Raw genomic sequence first — 22,998 nt, forward strand, 5'->3', positions numbered from 1 at the left:
TGGGACCCGGCGACGTCACCTGCAGTCCACCTCCCGGACACCCGACTGACACCCGAACAGGTATCCTGGAGGCCTTGTGACTGTCCAGAATGAGCTCCCGCGCACCGTCGCGATCATCCCCGCCCGAGGTGGATCGAAGGGCATCCCCCTCAAGAACCTCCAGAAGGTCGCCGGCAAGACGCTCCTCGCCCGCGCCGTCGAGGCCGCCTCCGAGGCGACCGGCGTCGACCTCGTCGTCGTCTCCACCGATCACGACGGCATCGCCGACGAGGCCGAGCGTGCAGGCGCCACGGTGGTGCGCCGCCCCGACGAGATCTCCGGGGACCTCGCGAGCAGCGAGGACGCCCTCCTCTACACCCTCGAGCAGCTGCCGGAGCAGTACGCGATCACCGCGTTCCTCCAGTGCACCTCGCCATTCATCGACCCGCAGTCGATCGACAACGCGATCGAGCGCGTCGCCGCCGATGCCGCGGACGTCGTGTTCTCCGCCGTCGAGGACCACAGCTTCCTGTGGACGCTCGACGACGAGGGCCACGCGCAGGCCGTCGGCCACGACGCCGCGTACCGCCCGCGCCGGCAGGACCGCAAGATCCACTACAACGAGACCGGCGCGTTCTACATCATGCGCACCTCCGGTCTGCAGGAGCACCGCCACCGGTTCTTCGGCCGCATCGAGATCGAAGAGGTGCCGCTCGAGCAGGCGCGTGAGATCGACACGATGGCCGACCTCACCCTCGTCCGCGCGGTCGCCGCGGCCGGCGGGCAGCCCACCGTCCTCGACGTCGACGCCCTCGTCACCGACTTCGACGGGGTCCACACCGATGACGCCGGCTACGTCAACGAGCACGGCGACGAGATGGTCCGCGTGCACCGCGGCGACGGGATGGGCGTGAGCCGGCTGGTCCGCAGCGGCCTGCCATTCCTCATCCTGTCCAAGGAGCGCAATCCCGTCGTCACCCGGCGGGCGGAGAAGCTCCGCGTGGAGGTCGCGCAGGGCATCGACAACAAGGCCGACGCGCTCCTGGAATGGATGCGCGAGAAGGACCTCGACCCCTCCCGCGTGGCCTACGTCGGCAACGACATCAACGATCTCGAGGCGTTCTCCGTGGTCGGCTGGCCGATCGCGGTCGCCGACGCCCATCCACAGGTCCTCCTCGCCGCGCGGCTGGTATTGTCGCAACGCGGAGGCCACGGGGCGGTGCGCGAAGTATGCGACCTCATCCCGGACAACTGAATGATCCAGCACCCGAATCACCCAGCCCGCTCAACCACCAGAAAGAAGGTCTCATGTCTGTGAACGAGATCAAGCCGGTCGCCATCGGCGACATCCTCGTCGGTCCCGGCCAGCCGGTCTACATGATCGGTGAGATCGGCATCAACCACAACGGCGACGTCGAGATCGCGAAGCAGCTCATGGACGTGGCTGCCAAGGCCGGCGCGCAGGCGGTGAAGTTCCAGAAGCGGAACCCCGACGTCGCGGTCCCGGAGGACCAGAAGTCCAAGCCGCGCGACACCCCCTGGGGCGAGATGACCTACCTCGAGTACAAGTTCCGGGTGGAGTTCGAGGACGAGGAGTACACGGAGATCGACCGCTACGCCCGTGAGCTCGGGATCCAGTGGTTCGCCTCGCCGTGGGACATCGACTCGGTGAACTTCCTCGACCGCTTCGACGCCGTGACCTACAAGATCGCCTCCGCCTCGGTCACCGACATCCCGCTGCTCGAGGCCGTCAAGGCCACCGGCAAGCCCGTCATCCTGTCCACCGGCATGTCGACGCTCGAGCAGATCGACAAGGCCGTGGAGACCCTCGGCACCGAGAACCTCGTGATGATGCACGCGACCTCGACCTACCCGCTGCCCCCGGAGGAGGTCAACCTCCTGGCGATCCCGGCCCTGCGCGAGCGCTACAACGTGCCGGTCGGCTACTCGGGACACGAGATCGGCACCGCGATCTCCGTCGCCGCCGTGGCCCTGGGCGCGGTCACCGTCGAGCGCCACATCACCCTGGACACCTCGATGTGGGGCTCGGACCAGAAGGCCTCGATGGAGCCCGAGGAGTTCATCCGGCTCGTGGCGGACATCCGCACCGTGGAGACCGCACTGGGCGACGGCAAGAAGCGCGTCATGCCCGGTGAGGAGTCGAAGATCGAATCTCTCCGCGTCGTGAAATGAACACTCCGGTCCAGGGCAGTGCCGATGCGACATTCGGCACTGCCCTGGCGCAGAAGGGCTGACATGACCGACCCGCTCGTCAGTGTCATCGTCCCGCAGAGGAACGCCGGAAATCTGCTGGGAATGGCACTCTACAGTCTTGAAATTCAAACCATCGGCACCGACGCGTTCGAGGTCGTCGTCATCAATGACGGGTCCACGGACTGGACACCGGAGATCGTCGCGGAGTTCTCGGAGCGCCTGAACCTCACCGTGATCGACAATGCCGAGCCCCGCGGTGTCTCGACCGCACGCAATCAGGGTCTCGACATCGCCGGTGGCGAGCACATCGCGTTCCTCGATTCCGACGACTGGTTCGGCCCTGATCGGCTGCGAACACTGGTCGACGAGATCACGCGCCTCGACGTGGAATTCATTCGGACTGATTACGTCCGTGTTCGCGGGTTCCAGCGGTTGCTCTCCGCCGCTCCGCTGCGGCGGCGCTGCGAGGCACTGGACCCTCGGGACTTCATCAACCCGCTCACAGTTCCGACCATGGTCGACTATCCGCAGGTGTGGAACGGTCTGTACTCGCGAGCGATGAAGGAGAAGGGCCTGTTGCACATGCGCCCGGACCTCCGGACCTGCGAGGACCGCGCCTGGACATGGCACCACCACATTGCTGCGGAATCGTTCGCTGTAGTCGATTGCCCAGATGTCTTCCACCGACGAGACCTGGAGTCGAGCCTGGTGAGCGTCATCGATGATCGGCAGCTCGACTTCATCCCGGCTTTCACCCATATTTTCCAGCTCCTGATCGAGCACCCTGAGCTGGAGGAGTTCTATCCGAAGGCCCTGCGGTCCTACCTCGCATTGGTGAACAACCATATTGAGAAGAGGGTCGCGAAGCTGCCTGACGTCCTCCGCACGAAGATGTTCGAAGACGCGCCCGTCCCGATCGGGATGTTCGGCGAGGAAGTCCTCGACCGGGCCCTCCTCCGTTTCGGTCGCGATCGGCTCGACACCATCTCTCCGATCCTCGAAAGCGCGAAGGCAGACCGATGACCACTCTGTATCTGGCTTCCGGAATCTACGACCTCGTCTGTCTGACAGAGCTCCTGCGCAACGGCTCTGCGCTTCCGCCCGACGATGAGAAAGTCCTGGTGGCATACGACAGCACCTACGCCCCGGAGCTCAATGTCCCGCTCCAGGATTCTCCTTTCGCGCAATCGATGCTCACGCACTTCGATGCGGTCGTCGACTGGAACGCCGTCTGCTGGCCATCCCATCCAGCTCACTTCAACGTCGACGACGAGAACCGAGCTGCCCAACTGCGAGGCTTGATCGAGCGCGCGTGGCAACTGGACGGTTCTCCCACTGCGCTCGTGCTCAACAGCTTCTCCGACCGACCAGCGCAGACGATCGCGCGCATCTGGTCCTCCTCTCAGCTGACCGTCTACATGAACGGTCCCGAGGTCTACGGCCCGCTCACGGCTGAGAACCGGTCGTTCTCGCGACCTGTGCAGGCATGCATTACGTGGGATCTCGTTCCCCGGCTCGAGCCGCGCACGCCGCGCGGGGGATCGCCTGCATGGCAGGTGAGGAGCATCGATTCGATAGGAACGGTGATCGACGAGGCGGTACGCAAGAACCCCGATGCCGACGTCGTCCCGGCACTCCGCCCGGGACGCCGACGAGCCCTGATCGAGCGAGCCGACCTCATCGGCATGAAACTGGCTACCGAATCCGAAGAACGCGCCCAGCTCGACAGGATGCTCGCATACGCCGCAGACGCGGGCGCAGATGAGGTGATCCTCTGCGACCCGCCCTCATCGACGGGCCCGGCCACGACCATGCACAGCAGAGCGGAAGAACGGGGTCTGGACCTGTTCGTGGCATCCCCGTCGGTTCCACTGTCATTCCTCAACAGGATCGCAGAACCTGAGATCACCATCTGCATGACAGGGCGGGGGTTGGCGGAGGCGCGATCCGCCGGCGCTCGGCGGATCGATGCGCCCGAGGCCGGGAAACTCCTGTCCGGCCTGACACAGATGAATGACGCGCACCGTGTGCCATTGACGGTCCTCGACATCCTGTACGGCCCGAGCACGGATCCAGGACGTCCGGGCATCGAGCGCTCCGGCGCTTCGGAAATTCTCGATGCGGTCGTCTACGCAATGTCTCCGCAGGATCGAAGAGCACTGAGAACGGCTGCCACGGCAGCTGCGGATGCAGCCGACGATGACATTCTCACCCGATATTTCACCCCAGAAGCTCGTGACCTGCTGAGCAGCGCTTCATCTCCGCGACCGCCCACCGACGCCGGCCTCGACCGGCCCAGTGAGAACTCCGTCGCGCAGCGCGCCGAGCGGTCCCCCCTCGCGTCCATCGGACGGCGACTGTTCGGCCGGCGGCAGTGATGGGGCCGCCGAATCCGGCTAGACCGGACGCCGACACCCCCACCTCGCTCATCGGCCGGGACCCTACCAGATCTTCCCGGAACCCCGAGATCAGTCGTGAATCCGACAGAACCCTGAAGGAGAACATGTCCTCGATCCGTCTTCTCGCCATTGCGGACAGTGAGTCCTACCTCAAGTGGGCGGCGCACCTGCTCCAGGCGCTCACCGACAACCACGCCGACGCTTCCGTGGACGTGGCGATCATCGATTCGCCGATCCGTCCGACTGCCGCCCAGGTTCAGCATGCGGTCGCGGGAACACAGTGGGCGCACGGCCGCGTGCGCGTACTCGACGGCGAGCAGCTCACACAGGAACTCGACGAATCGCAGCCGAACGTCATCCTCGCCGCGGCGACCGGCCCGGTCGTCGAACGGATCTTCTCCGTTGCAGCCTCGAGGCCGCAACGACCTGCCCTCGTCTCGGGGCTGCCCGGGATGGGGCTGCCGGCCACGGTCAAAGGCCAGAAGTACCGCCGACTCGGCGATCTCTTCATCGCGCATTCTGAGGTCGAACGGGAAGCGTACGCCATTGCCGCCGAACGGGCAGGGATCGGCACCAGACAGGCTGTGGCGCGCCTACCGATGCTCAAGTCCGCGGGTCTCCCCCACATCGTGTCGCAGCATGATCACCCAGTGACGACGGTGGTCTTCGCCACCCAGGCGAAAGTACCCGTCCAAAGGGGACAGCGCCGACAGATCCTTCTGGCGCTCGCAGAGTTCGCCCGCCGAGACCCTGACCATCGCGCGATTCTCAAAGTGCGCAGCCTCCCAGGAGAGCATGAGACCCACCGGGAGAAGCACAGCTTCATCGAGATCCTCGACGAACTCGTCTGCGACGGGGTGGTCCCCGAATCCGCGATCGACGTCATGGCCGGTCCGATGACCGACTTCCTGCAACCGGGCACCGCCCTCGTCACGGTGAGTTCTACAGCCGCACTCGAATCCTTGGACCGCGGGCTGCCGACTCTGATCATCGGTGATTTCGGCGTGACCCTCCGCAACCTGAACAAGGTTTTCATCGGGTCCGGGATCATCGGATCACTGTTCGACGTGGCCGCCGGGAGGTTTCAGTTCGCCCGTGAGGAGTGGCTGCTCGACAACTACTTCCAACCGCGCACCGAGGAAGTCCACGCAGAGCTGTCCGGGCTCGCGAAACTCGCCTCGGCAGGCCGTCTGAGATCAGTGCCCTGGGCGATTGAGATATACAAACTGCGACGGTTTCGTCAGCAGATCCGCGCATCTGCACCGCGACCTGTTCTGCGGAGCTACCGGAAGGCACGGAAGGCACTCCGCTTCTGAACCAGCAGCAGCCCGACCATGTGACCGAACACCGATGGAAAGCGTGCAGCCCGGCGACCGGGCCACGAGCATTCGCCCCACGGCGAGGAAGGAGACAGGAGCGATGCAGTCGTTCGCGTGGATCGAGTCACCGCTGCAGTTCCTCTCGGCACTCGAAGCACGCGCTGAGGGTGAGTTCATGGAACTGCAGGTGAGAGGCGACGCGAGTGGAATGCAATCCTTCCTCAAGTCGTTCGAGACCAGGTGGCTCCCCGCGGAGGTGACCTTGCGCACAGCAATGGCCCGGCCGGAGGTCCCTGCCCGACCGCCCCAGGCCACCGTCACCCGGGCGCGGCATCCTGTGCGTCTTCTCGTCGGGGATCCCTGCTCGGGACGGTTCCAGTCTGCGCTGGCGAACGGATCCCTCGGGCGGCCGGAGCACATCACTCTCATCGATGACGGTTTGGCCACTGAGCATGCAGTTCGTCTGCTCACCACGACCTATCCCACACCGCTTCGCCGAGCGCGGCAGCAGCTGTCTCCCACTCGAGCGGCTCTGGCGTACAGCACTGCGCTCAATCTGCGTTCAGCGCTGCGCTCGGGCCGCATGAGCTGGACCACCGCCCTACCGCTCCCCGGATACCTCATCGCCGCTTTCACCGCGCTCGGCGGAACCGTTGCCCGGCACGATTTCGAACGTCTCCGATCGTTGGATCTGCCTGCACCGGATCTGCACGGCGAGATCGTGCTCGGCTCGTCGCTGGCCGTCGACGGCCTGATCCATGACGACGCGTACATGTCCTGGGTGGAGACGGCGACGGCCGGCCGCACCTGCGCCTACCTCCCCCACCGCAGAGAGAAGCCCGAGGATCTCGCACGGATCGCAGCACTGCCCGGGGTCACTGTCCTTGCACCCGGGCTGCCGGTCGAGCTGCGGCTCGCATCTGCCCCGCGCGGTGCACGACTCCTCAGCCTTCCGACCACGGCGGCGAGCACCTTGCGGCTCACCATGGACTCCCCACAGATCGAGGTGACACCTATCCCGCCGTCGTGGTGGACAGATGCGGCTCCCGACGGCCTCCGCCGAGCTCTGAACAGGTCATTCAACATACGGCAGTACGATGAGCGCGTGGATCCATTCACTATCGTCGCAGTGTGCGACAGCGAGTCCTATCTCAAGTGGGCTGCACGCACGATGGACGCGCTCGGACCTGATGCCGACAGCCATCTCTGGTTGATCGACACTCCCATCCTGCCCACCGCGGAGCAGACTCGGAATGCTCTTCTCGGATCGTCGTGGGCAGGACGCACGATTCCTGTGGTCAAGCGCGGCGATCTCGCGGACGGTTTCCTGAATCTCACCCCCGATGTCGTCCTGGCGGCGGCCACCGGCCCCGTGGTGCAGCAGATCTACGCGAGCGCCGCACGGCTGCCCCGGCGGCCCGGGCTCGTGTCCGGTCTCCCCGGAGTGGGTCTCCCAGCCACGTCGAAGGGGATGCGCTATCGGCGGATCGGCGATACGTTCATCACCCACTCTTCACGAGAGCGCGAGGAGTACCTGCGCATCACCCGGGAGCTTCGGATTCCCGCCGAGGTGATCGTCAGCCGGTTGCCCCTGCTGGCGTCCGCTGAACCGCCGACTCCTGCATCCGATCTCGGTCGTCCCCCGGAACGGATCGTCTTCGCCACCCAAGCGAAGGTGCCGCACGGAAAAGAGGACCGAGTGCGGATCCTGCTGGCGCTCGCGGAGTACCGCAGACGCCACCCTGGGAGCGAAGTCATCGTCAAGGTGCGTTCGCGCCCGGGTGAGCAGGAGACGCATCGCGAGGAACACACGTACATGTCCCTCATCGACGAGCTCGTCGCCGACGGGCGAATGCAGCCCGGCGAGCTCACCGTCGGCGTCGGAGCGATGTCGACGTTCCTCTCCCCCGGCACGGCGCTCGTCACGGTCTCGTCGACCGCGGCGCTCGAAGCGATCGACCACGGCCTGCCGACGCTCGTGCTCGGAGATTTCGGGGTGGGCGAGGAGATGCTCAACCTCGCGTTCGCCGGTTCCGGGGCGATCGGCACCCTGCAGGACCTGGTGGCCGGGAATATCGGATTCCCGAATCGCGAGTGGCTGCTCGCGAACTACTTCCACCCGCCCAGCACCGAGCTCGCGGATTCGATCGCGCTGCTGGCGGTGCGCTCCCGCGAGCGCCAGCTGCCCGACATCCGTACCGCCGCACGGGTGCAGGACTTCCGCCGGATCCGAGCCGAACTCCGAACCTTGGCCCCGGACCCGGTGGTGCGCGGCTACCGCGCTGTTGCCAACCGTGCCCGGCAGATCGGCAGGAGGATCACCGACTCCTGAGGCAGATCGGGGTAGTGCCGACGAGAGTTCGCGCATGCGTCGACACCGCCCCGATCAGTCGGCTCAGGAGTAGAAGATCCGCGCCCCGGCCTTCGAGGACCAGAGGATGTAGCCGCCCTCGTAGTTCTGGCGCTTGTCGCACCGGAACTGTATTCGTCGCTCGTCGGGTAACCCAGACGACCGCGCTCATAACCCTGGGTGCGCCACGCACGTTGGATTCTCCCCTGAGTGAAGTGGGCACCCGTGCTCTGGGTCCAGTGCATCGACCCGCCTTCGAACTTCTGGTAGCACCCGCCACGAATCAGGCCACAATCCTGATTCGAGGTCGGCAGCCTAGCCGCACTGCGCTCCCATCCATCGGCCTTCCAAGCCCTTCCGATCGGACCGTAGATCGACCACGCGCCGGTCCCCGCCGAGTAAGAGATGATGCCGCTCATGAAAGATTGAACATTCGCACCGGAGCGGAACTTGAATGGCTCCTCTTCACTCTTGGGATACCCCAATTTCCCGCGCTCGTACGACTGGACGCGCCACTGCCGCTGGATCGGACCGCCGGCCTTCGTGAAGTGAGCACCTGATACAGAGCTCCAGTGGACGGAGCCATTCTGGAACTTCCGGTAGCACCCCTTGTTCTTCAGGCCGCACCGCTCGTCCGTGGTCGGGGAGCCGGTCTTCGCAGTGTTGGCGTAGTAGAACTTCGTGATGGCCGAGGCGTTCGTCGGCGGGGTGAACCCGGCAAGGGACTTGGTGCGCACCTGGCGGAGCTGGCCGTAGAGGCCGTTACCCGGGCAGGACGTATGGGAGGTATCGCGATGACCGAAGATCCGCGGCAGCGTGACCTTCCGACCTGCCGGATAGCGTGAGGTGTCGCCGCCTCCCGAGGTCAGGGTCACCCGGCTGGTCGGGTCCCATCCCCACTTGTTCGCCTGCCATGCGCCGACCCTGCCGAGGGCGTTCACTACCGCCCCAGGAGCGGGCGACGAGTAGGTGCCCATGACCGACACCCCGAATGTCCCGGAGTTGAAGCCGGAGGCGTGCGCTCCCACGACGGCCCGGTCGAGCCCGCCGGATCGGCCCTCGTAGATCGTGCCGTAGCGGTCGACGAGCATGTTGTACCCCATGTCGCACCAGCCGCGGCTCTGCGTGTGGTAAGTCAGGATTCCGCGCAGGATGCCGGGCACCTGAGCACGGGTATAGCTCGTCGCACCCGCGGTGTGGTGCACGACCATCGCCCGGTTCGTGGACGTCGTGTCCGCTTCGGCACTTCTTGAGGCTCTCGTTCGCACCCCATTCAGCACGGGAGACATATGTCAGGCCGGCGTTGACCGCGACCGTGGCGGCGCCGAAGCGGTGCGCATCGCTGTCGACCACCGCGGCAGCAGCTTCACTGCGTGGCACAAGACCCATCCCGGTGTCCCAGGCTCCGCCGGTGAAGGACGAATTCTGCGCGATCTGTTCGTCTGCGCCCGTGGTGGGAGTGGTCACGGTCTCGACGCTCACCTCCGCGTCGGCCGGACCATCGACCTTCACCTCCACGGCTACGCCCACGGCGACCACGACCGGTTCCGTGCCGGCGGTGGCGCCGCCGGACTCCGAAGTGCCGGCATCGGGGCCGGCACCATCGCTTACCTCGAACTGCTCCCATGAACTCCACGCACCTTCGGGGTCCTGCGTACGGTAGCTGATGGAATCCGGGGTGTGCGCACCGTCCCACACCGCTCCCATCACGGTGACGGAGTCTTCGCCCGCCCCTCCCCCGGCGTCGCCGTCGAGTTCGATGACCGAGGAGTCATCGCCGTCGACGGCCCGAGAATCCGTGCGGGCCTCCGCCTCCTGCGGGCCTGCACCCGGCGAGGGTTCCGAGGACGACCCGCTCTCCGGAGGGGCCGATTCGGCCGGGGCCTCAGGGGTACCGCGTTCGCCGGGATCGGTGCTGCCGAGTTCCGGCAGGCCCGTCGCCGCGGATGCGGTGGCTGGCGCGAACACCAGGCCTGTGATGAGCAGGGGGATGACGAGCTGCCGCTGCATGAGATCTCCTCGCGGCGGGTTACGAGCCCGCAGTTCGGTGGGGCGGGCATGTGCCTGATCGTCATGCACCGATATTCGGCTAATCGTAACCGAAGTCACAGGGAGCTCGCGGACCTCTTAGTCGAAGAAGCCGCGTTCCGGACACCGCAGGCCGGACATGCTCCGTACTGCACGGGCCGCCACCGACTCCGCAGAGCCCTGGTCAGTGAGAGTGCGCCTCGACGCCCGCGCTGGTGTCGAGATCGAGCTTCTCCACCCGTGGGCGATCGCGGAAGACAAAGGTGCGGTAGGCCCAGAACCGGAACACCATTGCCAGCCCGATGCCCACGATGTTCGTCGAGATGTTGTAGCTGATGGGGTCGCGCAGCCCGAGGACGTACCAGGTGAGGCCCAGCGGTGCGATGACGATGACCATGCCGAGCGCGTTGACGACGAGGAACGACCACAGGCCGGTCGTCGACGAACCCGTGCTCCGCTTGCCATAGGTCCAGAATTTGTTGCCGATCCAGGCGACGCCGACGGACACAACCGTGGAGACGATCTTCGCCTTGAGCGGCCCGTCGTGGAGCACGGCGGGGAATCCGAGGAAGCCGTAGACCAGGAGGTTCGAGAGCCCCACGTCGACGAGATAGGCAGCACCGCCGACTGCGAGGAACTGGAGGATCTCGGTGAGCAGGCGACGCCATCGGCCGAAGCGTGCGGCATTGCGTCCAGCCGTGTCCGCCAAGTCCTCAGCGGCGCTCCGGGCCTCTTCATCCTGCATAGGTCTCCACGGTACCGCGTCCGGACGCGCCGGGACCGACCGGCCGACCCGTGTCATCCCATCTCGGTCGCTGGCATCGGTGTGATCTAGCCGACGTTCGCCCCCGAATGCGTCGTTCCGTGTCATTCCGGCCCTCCCCTCCCCCACGCGCGGCGCATCATGGACGATGGTCCCCGCCTCGCGGCGCCTGCCCCCACCGGGCCGACACGGACGCGGCACACGGACCACCCCGACACCTGACCCAGGAGAACCCCGTGATCGAACTGCGCAGCCTGCGCAAGGAGTTCGCCGGCGTCGTGGCACTCGAGGACATCGACCTGTCCGTGCCCGCCGGCGAGATCCACGGCATCGTCGGCCGCTCCGGCGCTGGCAAGTCGACCCTCATCCGCTGCCTCACCGGGCTGGAGAGGCCGAGCGCCGGAACCGTCGCGATCGACGGTGTGGAGATCAGCGGCCGCCGCGGCGAGGAGCTGCGCCGGGCCCGCCGGAGCATCGGCATGGTGTTCCAGCACGCCAACCTGCTCGACTCGCGCACCGCACTGAGCAACGTCGAGCACCCGCTCGAGATCGCCGGGGTCGGCAAGCGGGAGCGCCGCGAGCGCGCCCGGGAGCTCCTCGAGCTCGTCGGGCTCTCCGACCGGGCCGGCAACCACCCCTCCCAGCTGTCCGGCGGCCAGCAGCAGCGCGTCGGGATCGCCCGGGCGCTCGCCGCGGACCCCAAGATCCTGCTGTGCGACGAGCCCACCTCCGCGCTCGACTCCGGCACCACCCGGCAGATCCTCGGCCTCATCCGCTCGCTGCGCGAGCGCCTGGGCATCACCGTGCTCATCATCACCCACGAGATGTCGGTGGTGCGCGAGGTGTGCGATTCGGTGACCCTGTTGCAGAACGGCCGGATCGCCCGCACCGGCACCCTGCTCGAGGTCATCCGGGACACCGATTCCCCCCTCGGCCGCGAGCTCCTCCCCCTGCCGCCCCGGCAGCCCGGCGAGGGCACCGTGATCGAGGTGCTGCTGACGGACGTGCCGCTGCGCACGCTGCTCGAGATCGTCGACCGCCACGCTGTGGATGCGCGCGTGGACTCCGGGGCGATCGAGACCATCACCGGCTCCCAGGTGGGCCGGCTCCAGTTCACCGTGGACGACCCCGGCGCCGCCCAGGCGCTCGTCGCGGACCTCGCCACGGCAGGCATCCACGCGGAGGTAACACGATGAACGCACCGACCTGGTTCGACAACCCCGCGATCACCGTCGAGCTCCTCCCCTCGCTCGGGGAGACGATCGCGATGACCGCCTGGTCGACCGCGCTCGCGATCCTGCTCGGCCTGCCGCTGGGGATCTGGCTGTACGTCACCACCCGGGATTCCCTGGCCCCCAACGTCGTCGTGCACCAGGTGCTCGGCGCGATCGTCAACATCGGGCGCTCGATTCCGTTCATCATCCTCATCATCGCGCTCATCCCGTTCACCCGGTTCGTCGTGGGCACCGCGCTCGGCTGGCAGGCGGCGGTCGTCGCACTCACCATCAGCGCGATCCCGTTCTACGCCCGGCTCGTTGAGATCGCCCTCCACGAGGTGGCGAGCGGCAAGGTCGAGGCCGCCCAGATGATGGGTGCCTCACGCGGGCAGATCATCCGCCAGGTGCTCGTCCCCGAGGCGCTGCCGGCGCTCATCAGCGGCGCCACGGTGACCGCGGTCGCGCTCGTCAACTACACCGCGATGGCCGGTGCGGTGGGCGGCGGCGGCCTGGGTGACCTCGCGATCTCCTACGGCTACAACCGCTACCAGGCCGACGTCATGCTCGCCTGCGTGGTGCTCCTCGTCGCTTTCGTCGGGATCATCCAGCTCGTCGGCGACCGCCTCGCCCGCCTCGTCGACCACCGCTGAGGCGCACAGTCCTTCCGATCCACCGTCCTCATCCACCCCGTCCTCATCCAAGGAGACCCATGAAGATCACATACGCAGCACTCGCCGCGACCACCGTCCTCGCCCTCACCGGCTGCGGCCTCACCGGCGGCGGCTCGGGCGAGGTCGGCACCGAGTCGAACGGCGTCACAACGCTGACCATCGGCACCTCGGTCACCCCACACGGCGACATCTGGCGCTACATCGACGAGAACCTCGCCGCCGACGCCGGCCTCGACCTCGAGATCAAGGAGTTCACCGACTACTCGCTTCCCAACCGGGCGCTCGTCGACGGCGAGCTCGACGCGAACTACTTCCAGCACCTGCCGTTCCTCGACTCCGAGCGGGAGAACCAGGGCTACGAGCTCTACAACTTCGAGCAGGGCCTCCACATCGAGCCGTTCGCGCTCTACTCGGAGAAGCACACCGACGTCGCGGAGCTGCCCGACGGCGCGACGATCGGCATCAACAACGACCCGGCGAACCAGGGGCGTGCGCTCAAGCTGCTCGCCGACAACGGGTTGATCGAGCTGGCCGACGGCGTCGACCCGATCACCGCGACGATCCACGACGTCGCGGAGAACCCGAAGAACCTCGAGTTCGTCGAGGCCGAGGCCGCGCAGCTCGCCCGCACTCTGGCCGACACCGATGCCTCGGTGATCAACGGCAACAACGCGCTCAACGCCGGCCTGTCCTCGAAGGAGGACGGCCTGCTCGTCGAGTCGCCCGAGGGCAACCCGTACCAGAACGTGCTCGTGGTGCGCGCCGGGGACGAGGAGAACGAGGCGATCCAAAAGCTCAACGAGATCGCCCACGACGACTCGGTGCGGTCCTTCATCGAGGAGACCTGGCCCAAGGGCGAGGTCATCCCCGCCTTCTGACAGGTGCGCTACTCGGTCGGCTCCGGGAGGATCTCGATACTGAGATTTCCCTTCACCGTCGCGTAGACGCGAATCCTGCCGGCGTGCTCCTCCACGAGCGAGACAGGTGCCGGAACCCGAGTACCGGTGCCTGTCCGCTCGTGGATCCCGTCGATATAAAGGTCCAGCACCGCCCCGGGGAGCTTCTCGAGCTCGTCGAGCGGCGGGAGCTCCGCCCGGAACGCGACTGGACCGCCGTGAGGACCGGAGAGCTTCAGCGGCACACGGAACGCGATCGGCTTCTTCTTCCTGGCAACAGCCGACAGCGCAAGCTGCACAGTGCGCGGGGACGATTCCATCTTCAGCGTGCCGGAGACGACAGAACCGCGGTCCCGGTCGAGGCGGATATCCGCGACGACGTTTTCCGAGCGGGGAGGCACCGCGGTCCTCGACAGAATCTGCTTGCGCTTCTGCGCACGGCGCAGCGCTTGTCCCCAGCGGCGGGTGAGCACATCATCGCTGAAGTCCTCCGCGCGCCGGATCGCCGCGATGCGCATCCGGTCGAGTTCAGCATCCGGCATCGTCGTCACGCGCTCGATCACGGCGGCCAGTGCGGCGATGTCTCCATCCGGCACGAGGAAGCCATCGACTCCATCGGTGATGATGTCAGACGGCCCGTATCTGATGTCGTAGGAGATCGGAATGCACCCTGCGGCCATGCTCTCAACCAGAACCAAGCCCATACCCTCGTATCGACTGCACAGCACGGAGAACGAGGCATTGAGGAACTCGTGCCCCGCATTGGGCACATATCCACGCAGTGCGATCCTGTCTCCAGCACCGATTTCCTCACGCACTGACAGCAGTCGTTCCTCGTCGGGGCCGGAGCCGATCACGTCGAGGTGCACCTCGCGAGTAAGCGATGGGTCCATCGCCGCCTTCATCGCATGGTCGACGCGCTTCGCCTCATCCAGCCTACCGACAACGATGCCCTTGCCAGTGTCGCGGGCACGGCCGAGATCCACCGGTGGCGCGGTGCGTGAGTTGGGGATCGCAGCAAGGTTCGCCCCCGGACCCAGCGCACGCTCCATGTCACGGCGCTGTGCCTCGGTGAGCGAGACGACCAGGTCGAACTGCGCGAGGCTGCGCAGCATGCCGTAATGGTATGGGGTGAGCGGGCCATAGACCGTTGAGGCCCTTGCGTCGATGTGCGTCGAGTGGAATGCCTGCACGACAACTACATGATCGCGACGGTACTCGAACAGGAATCGCCCGACGGCCTTCGAATCGCTGATGAGGAACGTCAGTTCACGCCCAATGATGGAGTCCAGCCACGCGAAATAGAGACCCCGTGGGGCCGACCATTCGCGGACAGGCGTTCTGGACCGGTCGAACAGGGTAAGCCGCCGTGTCGCACCGTCCCTCATGTCGACGAGCAGCAGCGTGCCGTCATCCCTGAAGTGTTCGGTACGGACGACCCGGGATCCGTCGGGCGACCGGTATTCGACCCGGTGGTCCGCTTCGACGGCTTCGAGGTCATGCGGAACCGGGCCAGGGGGTGCTGACGGGTCTGCTCCGTCCAGCCGCAGCAGCTCATCATCCCCCATGCCGCGCAGCTCGTGCCAGAGGTTGCGCAGCCGCATACCGGGAACGAGCTTCCCGTCCGCCTCCAGCTGCTTCGTCGCGGCCTCGATGTCGAACCCTGCGGCGAGCGTGAGGATATCGATCTCACGGGCTCCGTGCTCGACGAACAACCGGCTGCGGTGCAGCAGGACGTTCGTCAGGCCGCCGAACTCCCGCGGAATCGACCATGTCATCGCAAGGATCCTGCCCTCGGGCAGCATTCCGTCACCCGGCGGTCGAAGACCTGTCAACCGCCGCAGTGGCTCCGACTCTCGGGCGCCGCGCAGCACGTGCGCTGCCGCGTCCAGTGCTTTTCCGGTTACTCGGCGCACGTCCGCTCCGGGCAAGTGAACACGGATCGACAGGCCATCGAAGCGGGTCGACGACCACGTCACTGTTCCCAGCAGCCCGTTCGGCCGCGGCAACCTGGCCGAGCCGGTCGACAACCGGGCGCTCACCTCGCGTCCTTCCTCGTTGACGGCGATGGCGTAGAGACGCAGTGTCCCCCGCCCCATCAGCGTGCGGAGAGGGAAATGGGCCGTGAACTCGACGACTCCATGCCCCAGCAGTTCATCTGTCTCGCCTGTGCGAGTAGACGCGTCGACTCGTCGGACGACGTGTCTGGAGGGTGCCCTCGCCTCGAGGTGGACGGAAGCGACGGTGTCGATGCCCCATGCTGGGGTCACCGTACCTACGATCCTTATCAACCCAGGAACAACCGACACCGCAATGGCGCGAGCGAACACCAGCGGTTTCTGCTTCGTACTCTTGCGGCTCACCGCCAGCATCGCCTGCGGATCTCCTGCACGCAGTCCCCAGAGGCGGGAACGGTTCACCGGCCCGTAGTGGTCGAGAGCGGTCCGAGTGCTCACGTACTTGTCGGCCAAGTGGGAGTTGGATCGGATCCACGCGCGCTGCTTCTGTACGTTCCGCTCAGGGAATTTGACGTTGTACCGGGTCAGCACGGTTCGCCGGAAGAAGTCCGCCTCGGCCTCGGCAAGTTCGTTCGCGGACCACGGCCCGAATCGCAGAGCCGCGAGACTGCGGTCCACGGATTCGCTGTAGCCGACGGGGTCGATCGAGGAGCGCAAGATGTGCGATGCGCCCTCATGCAAATATGCGAAATAATAAGTCCTATCCGCCAGGATCGAGGTGCGTGCAGACAGCGCATAAGCGGTGAAGGTGAAGATGGCGTCCTCGAGTCGAACCTTCTCTTCCGGGAAGCGCAGGCCATGCGCCCTGAGGAAGCCGGTACGGAACAGTTTGAGGACTGAGTTCGACCTGATCAGCCTTCTAATATCACCATCGAGCTGAGTCTCCGCGTAGACGTCCTGGTGAATGGGCCTGTTAAGCCCTTCGACCCGGGGAGCAATGATGTCGCACGAGTTCCGATCGGCGAATTCTACGAGCGACTCCAACGCTCCCTCGGCGAGACGGTCGTCGGCATCGAGGAAGAACACATACCGGCCAGTAGCTGCATCCAGCCCGCGATTCCGCGGGGATCCAGCCCACCCATAATTCTCCTGTCGAACCGAGCGCAGCGTGGGGAACCGACCGGACAGCTCATGCAGGACCGCCGGAGTGCTGTCTGTCGATCCGTCGTCGATGACGAGGACTTCGATTCGAAAATTCGTGTCCTGCCGCTCACACACGGATTCGATGCACCGGGTCAGTGTGGATTCGGCGTTGTAGGCCGGAACCACCACTGTGACGTCGGGCGTTCCGGGTGCCTTTGTGTCGCCAAGATCTGAGGCTGTGATAGCCATCCCTCCTTGGGCCGCGAATCCGACTCCCCCGGCTCGGTGGAGTGCCATCGATCCTACGTCACGGCCGACAGTCAGTGGATCCCGGCGCACGGCGCGCACTGGTCTCTGTTCTACACTCGAGGGGTCTCGGCATCGTGGACATGCATGGCAAGGAAGGACACCGAGTGAGGGACTTACTTCGAGAACGTGCACAGGGCATCCTCCAGTCGAAAGCATGGCAGGCAACAAGCCGGTGGATCCGCGGTGCAAGCGCGCGCGGCGCTCCCGCCGGGCACGAGATCGATCAGGTCGACGTTCCCGCCGAGGTCATCGTGTACTTCGGAGATCCTGCCGCGAAGCTCTACCAGGTCAGCCAGTGGCTCCCCGTCTTGGAAGAGCTGCACCGTTCGCATCGCGTGCTTCTCGTGTTCAGACGACTCGCAGCGCTTCGGGAGATCAAGGACTCCACGGACCTGCCGAAGATCTTCGTGCGCCGGTTCGACGACCTTGCGACGCTGTTCTTCCGCAATGACTACCGGCTCGCGCTCTATGTCAACAACGGTGTCCGCAATTTCCAGGCGCTCAGCTACGCCCCAATGGTCCACGTCCATGTCAACCACGGGGAGAGCGACAAGCTCAGCATGGTGTCCAATCAGGTCAAGGCTTACGACAAGGTGTTCGTAGCGGGCCAGGCTGCCGTGGACCGCCACCACCGAGCACTCTTCGATTTCGACGACTCGGCGCTCGTCCGGGTAGGGCGGCCTCAGCTGGACATTCCACGGCACAACCCCCTGCCCCCGGCGCCTCCAGGCTTCCGCACCGTGATGTATGCACCCACATGGGAGGGCGAGAACGAGTCGAACAACTACACCTCGGTCGACGTGTACGGTCCGGAGATTGTACGCGCGGTGCTGGAACTCAATGACGTCCGTCTCATCTACAAACCGCACCCGCGAGTGGTGGATTCCGACGACCCGGCCGTCGTCAGCGGCAACGAAGAGATCCATCGTCTCATTGCCGAGGCGAACGCCGAAGGCTCAGTTCGGCAGACCAACCTGCACCAAGTGCACATGGACGGTGACATCCTGGGGATGTTCTCCGGCGTCGACATGATGATCACCGACGTGTCCAGTGTCGGCCTGGACTTTCTATACCTGCACCCGGAGCGGCCCCTCGTGCTCACCGACCGACGCTCGGATCGCGATCAGATGAATTTTGAGTCCCCGATCGCATCGGCCTGCCCGATCATCGACGCGGACTCGATCGATGGGATCCACCGTCTTCTCGAAAACGCTCGGAGCAACGCGCTCGCGACCGAACGGCGGACGATGAAGGAATACTACTTCGGGAGTGGTGCACCCGGTAGCTCACTCGAGCAGTTCATCACCGCGGTGGACACGCTGATCGCCGAACGATCGCGCATCCTGACCGATAGTGCAGGAACGAACATCAGCATGGAGGCGGGGGAATGAGCTCGCCCGTGCCTTCAACCAATTGAGCCGCCTCAGCCACACCGCGTCAGACGATCGGTGGACGGCCGTGCATGGCCATTCTCATCACGCCCATGCCGGTGAGCTTGGTGCGCGCTTCGCCCTCGGCCCAGGGGTCGTCCTTCCAGCCGTCCCGCCAGCCCTCGAACCACGGGCGCAGCTGATCGGGCTTGCCGGACCAGGCGAGCGTCTGCATCACCGTCCAGGAGCCCACGTATGCCAGTCCGATCGGCCACGGGAGGTTACGGCGGGCCAGCCACACCCGGTTCCGGGCGTTCATGTAGAAGTACTCGTCGTGGCGTCGCTGATCGATGACGGGGTGGGCGACGGAGACCTCCCCCATGTACCAGACCTGGTAGCCGGCATCCCAGATCCGCCAGGCGAGCTCGATGCCCTCGTGGGCGTACCAGAAGGGGGCGGGCCAGCCGCCGGCCCGATCGAACGCTGCGCGCTGCAGGCACACCGCGCCCTCCCACACGGAGAACACGTTGGAGGAGTGCGCGGCAGAGCGCTTGTAGAGGCGCGGGATCCAGCGGCGCGGCGCGGTGGCCGCGTCCGGGTCGAGGACGCGGGGCTGGATCAGGCCGATCCCCGGCTTCGTCCTTATGAGCTGGGCCATCTTCATCAACGTCGTGTCGTCGGACAGCCAGGCGTCGTCGTCGAGGAAGAAGATGAACTCGCCGGACACGTGCGGCACGCCCTCATTGCGCCCGGCGGGGATCCCGATGTTCTCCGGCAGCTCGAGGGTCTTGACGCCGTCGGGCAGCCCGGTGGGCTTCCAGCCGTTGCCCACGCACACGACGTCGAGCTCGACGCCGCGCTGGGCGAGCACGGAGTCGACGGCACGGCACAGCTCGCCGCGACGCTTCCCCTGGGTGAGGATGACGACCCCGAACCGGTACTTCCGTGAACGCGGGGGCCGCAGCACCGGGGTTCGGCGCGGGGTCGCGCCCGGGGCCTCGTGGGTTCCGCGCACCGCGCGCTCGCGCGCCCGCCGCGCACGGGCGATGTCGTGCTGGCGCGAGGTGCGCGAGCCCCCGAGGTCGTCCGGGGACAGCGGATAGGCGCTATCAGGACTCATGCGCGCAGCCTCCTCGAGGCCATGATCGCCACGAAGTGGCCGATCACCGACAGCAGACACAGCGGCACGAGCAGGAGCACGAGCCACCGCTCGCCGAGCAGGCCGGGGTCGCCGACGACGGGTACGGGCCCGGTGGCACCCACGACCGCGGCGCCGGCGGTGACGAGGGCGGCCACGACGGCGAGCATCGAGAGCTCGACGGAGTGGTAGATCCGGTGGAAGGGCACGAACCGCACCGCGTGCCGGGCCGCACCGAGGACTCCCCCGTGCACGGCGGTCGCCTGAGCGGTGTCGGCCAGGCGGCCGAAGCCGGCGAAGGCGCGCGATACGTGCACCATGTCGTTGAGCGCCTTGTTGAACAGGACGAGAGCGGCGAGCAGGGCACCGGCGAGCAGGTACGGGTAGGCGGTGCCGGGGTCGGTGCGCAGCACGCCGAGCTCACCGACGGCCCGGACGCCGAGCGCGAGCGCGACGAGCCCCTCGGTGGTGTAGTGCCCGACCTTGTCGAGGAAGACTCCGGCCGCGCCCGAGGTGCCCCGCCAGCGTGCCACCTCGCCGTCGCAGCAGTCGAGGTAGAGCTGCACCTGGGAGAACAGAAGTGCGAGCACCGCACCCCAGATCCCCGGGATGAGGAGGGAGGCGGCGATGCACCAGCCCGCGAGGATCATGAGCGCGGTGACGCCGTTGGCGGAGATCCGGGTCCGCACGAGGAGTGCGGTGCAGTAGATCGAGATGTGGCGCAGGTACAGCTGAGCGGTCCAGTGCTCGGCGTTCTTCCGGCTGCGGACCTCGGGCGGCTGGGCGACGGCGCGGAGCTGCTCGAGCGTGGGGCGGGCAGGGCGCGACGCAGCGGTGCTGAGCTCCTGCTGCATGGTCATCGCGTCCCCCTCTCCCGTCCGTTGTACTGCCGCCATCGATCAGCGCGGCTGGCTCGCGAGGTCGTTCTTGATCCGTGTCGTGGAGATCTCCGGGGTGCGCGGCAGGTACACGACCTCGCAGCGGCCCTTGAGGAAATCGAACTCGCCCGTCCAGTCGTCGCCCATGACGAAGGTGTCGATGTGGAATCGGTCGACATCGGCCTCCTTCTGGTCCCAGGTCTCCTCCGGGATCACGAGGTCGACGTAGCGGATGGCCTCGAGCATGTTCTTGCGGTCGGTGTAGGAGAAGAAGGACTCCTTGCCCTTGCCGGCGTTGAATTCGTCGGTCGACAGCGCGACGACGAGGTAGTCGCCCTGCTCCTTGCAGCGCTGGAGCAGCCGGATGTGGCCGTAGTGGAGCAGGTCGAAGGTGCCGTAGGTGATGACCCGGCGCATACGTGCCTCCGCGGTGGTGGTGTTCCACTGGCTCCGCACCGGCTTCATCGGCCGGTCGAGGGAGCTCAGTCGTTCATGGTTACGTCGCAGTATAGTTCCTGTTTCGTCACCGTGCGTTCACCTGGGCGGCAGGGGCCTCCCCTGGGCCGCCGCGAGAGGCCGAACACCGTCCGATCCGCGGGGCCGGGCGGTCACCCCTCAAGACTCTGCGAGCTGCGCGTCCCGCAGGCGGAGGAGCTCGAGGCTGCGGTCCTCGAAGCGCGCCTGCTGGGCACCGGGGCTCGTGTCGCCCAGGTAGTGGCGACCGGCGGCGAGGCGCTCCTCCCGGCCGGTGCCCCCGGTGAGCTCAACGGACAGCGCCGCCACTACCTCGGCGGCGGCACCGGGCATGTTCGGCCGCACGGCGGGGACCCGGTCGAACAGCCCGCCGGCGAGCACCTCGGCCCCGGGATGGACGGGGCGGAGCATGACGAGCGGCTTGCCCGTCGCGAGCCAGTCGAAGGCGACCGAGGACATCTCCGCGATGCACGCGTCCGCGGCATCGAACTGCCAGCCCACGTTCGGGGAGTCGTCGACACGCGAGCCCGGTGCGGCGGAGACGAGGGCGGACACCCGCTCGTGCGCGCGGGCGAAACGCGGATCGATCCGGCCGGTGCGCGGGTGCGGCCGGTAAAGGACTCGCATCCCGGCCGCGTGGAGCGCCGTCACGAGCGCTTCCCCCGCTTCCGGGAGGGTGCCGTAGGCCATCGCCGGCGAATCACCCTCCCAGGTGGGGGCGAGGAACACGAGGGGGCGGGGGTCGATCGCGGAGCTGTCGCCTGTGCCCGACGACGCGCCGACCGTGGCTGGCCCTTCCGCGGTGCTCGCCCCCGTGAGCACGTCCGCCGGCACCGCGCGCGGCGCATCGAGCTGGGGACGGCCGACGTCGACGAGGTGCTCAGCAGGGAGTTCGATGAGCGTGTGGAGCAGCCGCTCCCGCGCCGCGGGGCCGGCGGTGAACACGCGGTCGTAGGCCTTGAGCTGGTTGGAGATCATCGAGATCTTCTCGCTCTCCCCGTGGCTCAGATGGACGTGGGCCGGCCGCGGGTACCGCAGGGCCTGGAAGTTCTGGGTCGCCTGGTTGGCGTAGTAGACCACCCGCAGACCCGGCGCGGACATGAAGGCGTCGAGCCCGGAGGAGTGCCGGGAGTAGCGCACTGGCAGGTCCGTGCGCTCGGTGAAGCGCTGGGCATGGGGGGCCGAGCGGGTGAGGATCCCGAAGGGCTCGGCGATCCCGGTCTCCTCCCGCAGCCTTTCGGCGAGGCGCTCGAAGGGCCACAGCCACTGCTCGAGCTGGTAGAGCGAGCCGTCGTCCCCGGCATGGTGGGCGGCAGCGATGAAGGTATCCGCGGGCTGCGGGCGGCAGGCGGCGGGGAGCCGGGCCGCAGCGGTGCGCTCGGCGAGGAGGCGGGAGCCGGCGCGGGCGGCGGAGCGGGCAATTCCGGCCGCCAGACGCAGACGCGAGGAGGGGGACGGCTCGGGGCGATTCATGCGACCTATTATGCCGGGGCCCGGGAACCGGGCCGACCCGGCGCGGGAGGTGCAACCCCGACCTGCCCAGGGTTCGACGATCACCATCCGTGACCACCCCATGTTTTCCTGGGAGACGACTGCGGAAACGTCGATCCGCGGCGGGTTCGTCAGCCGTGGCTTCGGTGCAACCGCATCAACCGTTGTCATCCTCACCATCGGAGTCGCCATCGCCGGGGTTCTGCTCGCCATCACCAGTGCCCTGGCCGCGGTCCTCGGAATCCTCACCACCTGAACCGTCACCATCGGGATCCTCGCCGTCGGAATCACCGTCGGATTCGCCGTCCTCGTCCGCGCCGCCACCCAGGTCGAAGGTGACCGGGTTGTCGAACCACGGATCTTCGGAGTCGTAGAACATCGGCGACGACCCCAGCATGATC

At 66.7% G+C, this 22,998-nt stretch carries 19 protein-coding genes; 11 read left to right on the top strand and 8 right to left on the bottom strand.

The genetic code is table 11. The features are described from left to right. Positions 1-76: 76 nt before the first annotated feature. From AB0I45_RS10630 to AB0I45_RS10655, 6 genes are all read left to right on the top strand, one after another. Positions 77-1,234 (top strand): acylneuraminate cytidylyltransferase, encoded by a 1,158-nt coding sequence (locus AB0I45_RS10630; RefSeq protein ID WP_360318232.1) that lies wholly within the window; start codon positions 77-79, stop codon positions 1,232-1,234. A 53-nt stretch (positions 1,235-1,287) separates the two neighbouring features. Further along, positions 1,288-2,172, top strand: a complete 885-nt coding sequence (locus AB0I45_RS10635; RefSeq protein ID WP_360318235.1) for an N-acetylneuraminate synthase family protein — start codon at positions 1,288-1,290, stop codon at positions 2,170-2,172. A gap of 63 nt (positions 2,173-2,235) precedes the next feature. Next, positions 2,236-3,216 (top strand): glycosyltransferase, encoded by a 981-nt coding sequence (locus AB0I45_RS10640; RefSeq protein ID WP_360318238.1) that lies wholly within the window; start codon positions 2,236-2,238, stop codon positions 3,214-3,216. Further along, a complete protein-coding gene (locus AB0I45_RS10645; protein WP_247423191.1) occupies positions 3,213-4,571 on the top strand; it encodes a hypothetical protein in 1,359 nt (452 codons plus the stop codon). Before AB0I45_RS10640 ends, AB0I45_RS10645 begins: the two co-directional genes overlap by 4 nt. Positions 4,572-4,696: 125 nt before the next feature. Then, the gene (locus AB0I45_RS10650; protein WP_137318992.1) at positions 4,697-5,908 is read left to right on the top strand and encodes a DUF6716 putative glycosyltransferase; all 1,212 of its coding nucleotides are present in this window, start codon (positions 4,697-4,699) and stop codon (positions 5,906-5,908) included. Positions 5,909-6,011: 103 nt separating this feature from the next. Then, the gene (locus AB0I45_RS10655; protein WP_360318242.1) at positions 6,012-8,243 is read left to right on the top strand and encodes a DUF6716 putative glycosyltransferase; all 2,232 of its coding nucleotides are present in this window, start codon (positions 6,012-6,014) and stop codon (positions 8,241-8,243) included. Here AB0I45_RS10655 and AB0I45_RS10660 read toward each other — a convergent pair. After that, the gene (locus tag AB0I45_RS10660; protein ID WP_247423193.1) at positions 8,186-9,472 is read right to left on the bottom strand and encodes an N-acetylmuramoyl-L-alanine amidase; all 1,287 of its coding nucleotides are present in this window, start codon (positions 9,470-9,472) and stop codon (positions 8,186-8,188) included. The genes AB0I45_RS10655 and AB0I45_RS10660 overlap by 58 nt on opposite strands. 10 nt (positions 9,473-9,482) lie before the next feature. On the opposite strand from AB0I45_RS10660, the gene AB0I45_RS10665 reads away from it, so the two are divergent. Beyond that, complete coding sequence (locus AB0I45_RS10665) at positions 9,483-9,890, top strand: hypothetical protein (protein ID WP_360318245.1); 408 nt, start codon at positions 9,483-9,485, stop codon at positions 9,888-9,890. A 583-nt stretch (positions 9,891-10,473) separates the two neighbouring features. Here the strand turns inward: AB0I45_RS10665 and AB0I45_RS10670 are convergent. Further along, the gene (locus tag AB0I45_RS10670; protein WP_137318989.1) at positions 10,474-11,034 is read right to left on the bottom strand and encodes a GtrA family protein; all 561 of its coding nucleotides are present in this window, start codon (positions 11,032-11,034) and stop codon (positions 10,474-10,476) included. Between the two features lie 254 nt (positions 11,035-11,288). On the opposite strand from AB0I45_RS10670, the gene AB0I45_RS10675 reads away from it, so the two are divergent. From AB0I45_RS10675 to AB0I45_RS10685, 3 genes are read left to right on the top strand one after another with little or no spacing between them, the layout of a single operon-like run. Beyond that, on the top strand, positions 11,289-12,248 hold the full coding sequence (locus tag AB0I45_RS10675; protein ID WP_360318249.1) for an ATP-binding cassette domain-containing protein: 960 nt from the start codon (positions 11,289-11,291) through the stop codon (positions 12,246-12,248). Continuing rightward, positions 12,245-12,919, top strand: coding sequence for a methionine ABC transporter permease (locus AB0I45_RS10680; RefSeq protein ID WP_360318252.1), 675 nt, complete (start codon positions 12,245-12,247; stop codon positions 12,917-12,919). Before AB0I45_RS10675 ends, AB0I45_RS10680 begins: the two co-directional genes overlap by 4 nt. 59 nt (positions 12,920-12,978) lie before the next feature. Continuing rightward, complete coding sequence (locus AB0I45_RS10685; protein ID WP_360318254.1) at positions 12,979-13,818, top strand: MetQ/NlpA family ABC transporter substrate-binding protein; 840 nt, start codon at positions 12,979-12,981, stop codon at positions 13,816-13,818. Between the two features lie 8 nt (positions 13,819-13,826). Here the strand turns inward: AB0I45_RS10685 and AB0I45_RS10690 are convergent, their stop codons facing one another. Beyond that, a complete protein-coding gene (locus AB0I45_RS10690; RefSeq protein WP_360318257.1) occupies positions 13,827-17,186 on the bottom strand; it encodes a glycosyltransferase in 3,360 nt (1,119 codons plus the stop codon). Between the two features lie 164 nt (positions 17,187-17,350). Between AB0I45_RS10690 and AB0I45_RS10695 the strand changes: the two genes are divergently transcribed. Beyond that, positions 17,351-18,637, top strand: a complete 1,287-nt coding sequence (locus tag AB0I45_RS10695; protein WP_360318260.1) for a CDP-glycerol glycerophosphotransferase family protein — start codon at positions 17,351-17,353, stop codon at positions 18,635-18,637. Between the two features lie 46 nt (positions 18,638-18,683). On the opposite strand, the gene AB0I45_RS10700 is transcribed toward AB0I45_RS10695, so the two are convergent. The 5 genes from AB0I45_RS10700 to AB0I45_RS10720 form a co-directional block, all read right to left on the bottom strand. Next, positions 18,684-19,736, bottom strand: a complete 1,053-nt coding sequence (locus AB0I45_RS10700) for a glycosyltransferase (protein WP_360318263.1) — start codon at positions 19,734-19,736, stop codon at positions 18,684-18,686. Beyond that, positions 19,733-20,614 (bottom strand): CDP-alcohol phosphatidyltransferase family protein, encoded by an 882-nt coding sequence (locus AB0I45_RS10705; RefSeq protein WP_360318266.1) that lies wholly within the window; start codon positions 20,612-20,614, stop codon positions 19,733-19,735. Before AB0I45_RS10705 ends, AB0I45_RS10700 begins: the two co-directional genes overlap by 4 nt. Positions 20,615-20,653: 39 nt before the next feature. Next, complete coding sequence (tagD, locus tag AB0I45_RS10710; protein ID WP_295688297.1) at positions 20,654-21,049, bottom strand: glycerol-3-phosphate cytidylyltransferase; 396 nt, start codon at positions 21,047-21,049, stop codon at positions 20,654-20,656. 198 nt (positions 21,050-21,247) lie between these two features. After that, positions 21,248-22,579 (bottom strand): CDP-glycerol glycerophosphotransferase family protein, encoded by a 1,332-nt coding sequence (locus tag AB0I45_RS10715; protein WP_360318270.1) that lies wholly within the window; start codon positions 22,577-22,579, stop codon positions 21,248-21,250. Between the two features lie 175 nt (positions 22,580-22,754). Next, positions 22,755-22,994 (bottom strand): hypothetical protein, encoded by a 240-nt coding sequence (locus AB0I45_RS10720; protein WP_360318273.1) that lies wholly within the window; start codon positions 22,992-22,994, stop codon positions 22,755-22,757. Positions 22,995-22,998: the final 4 nt, after the last annotated feature.

Source organism: Brevibacterium sp. NPDC049920, from assembly GCF_040656435.1.
Lineage (GTDB): Bacteria > Actinomycetota > Actinomycetes > Actinomycetales > Brevibacteriaceae > Brevibacterium > Brevibacterium pityocampae.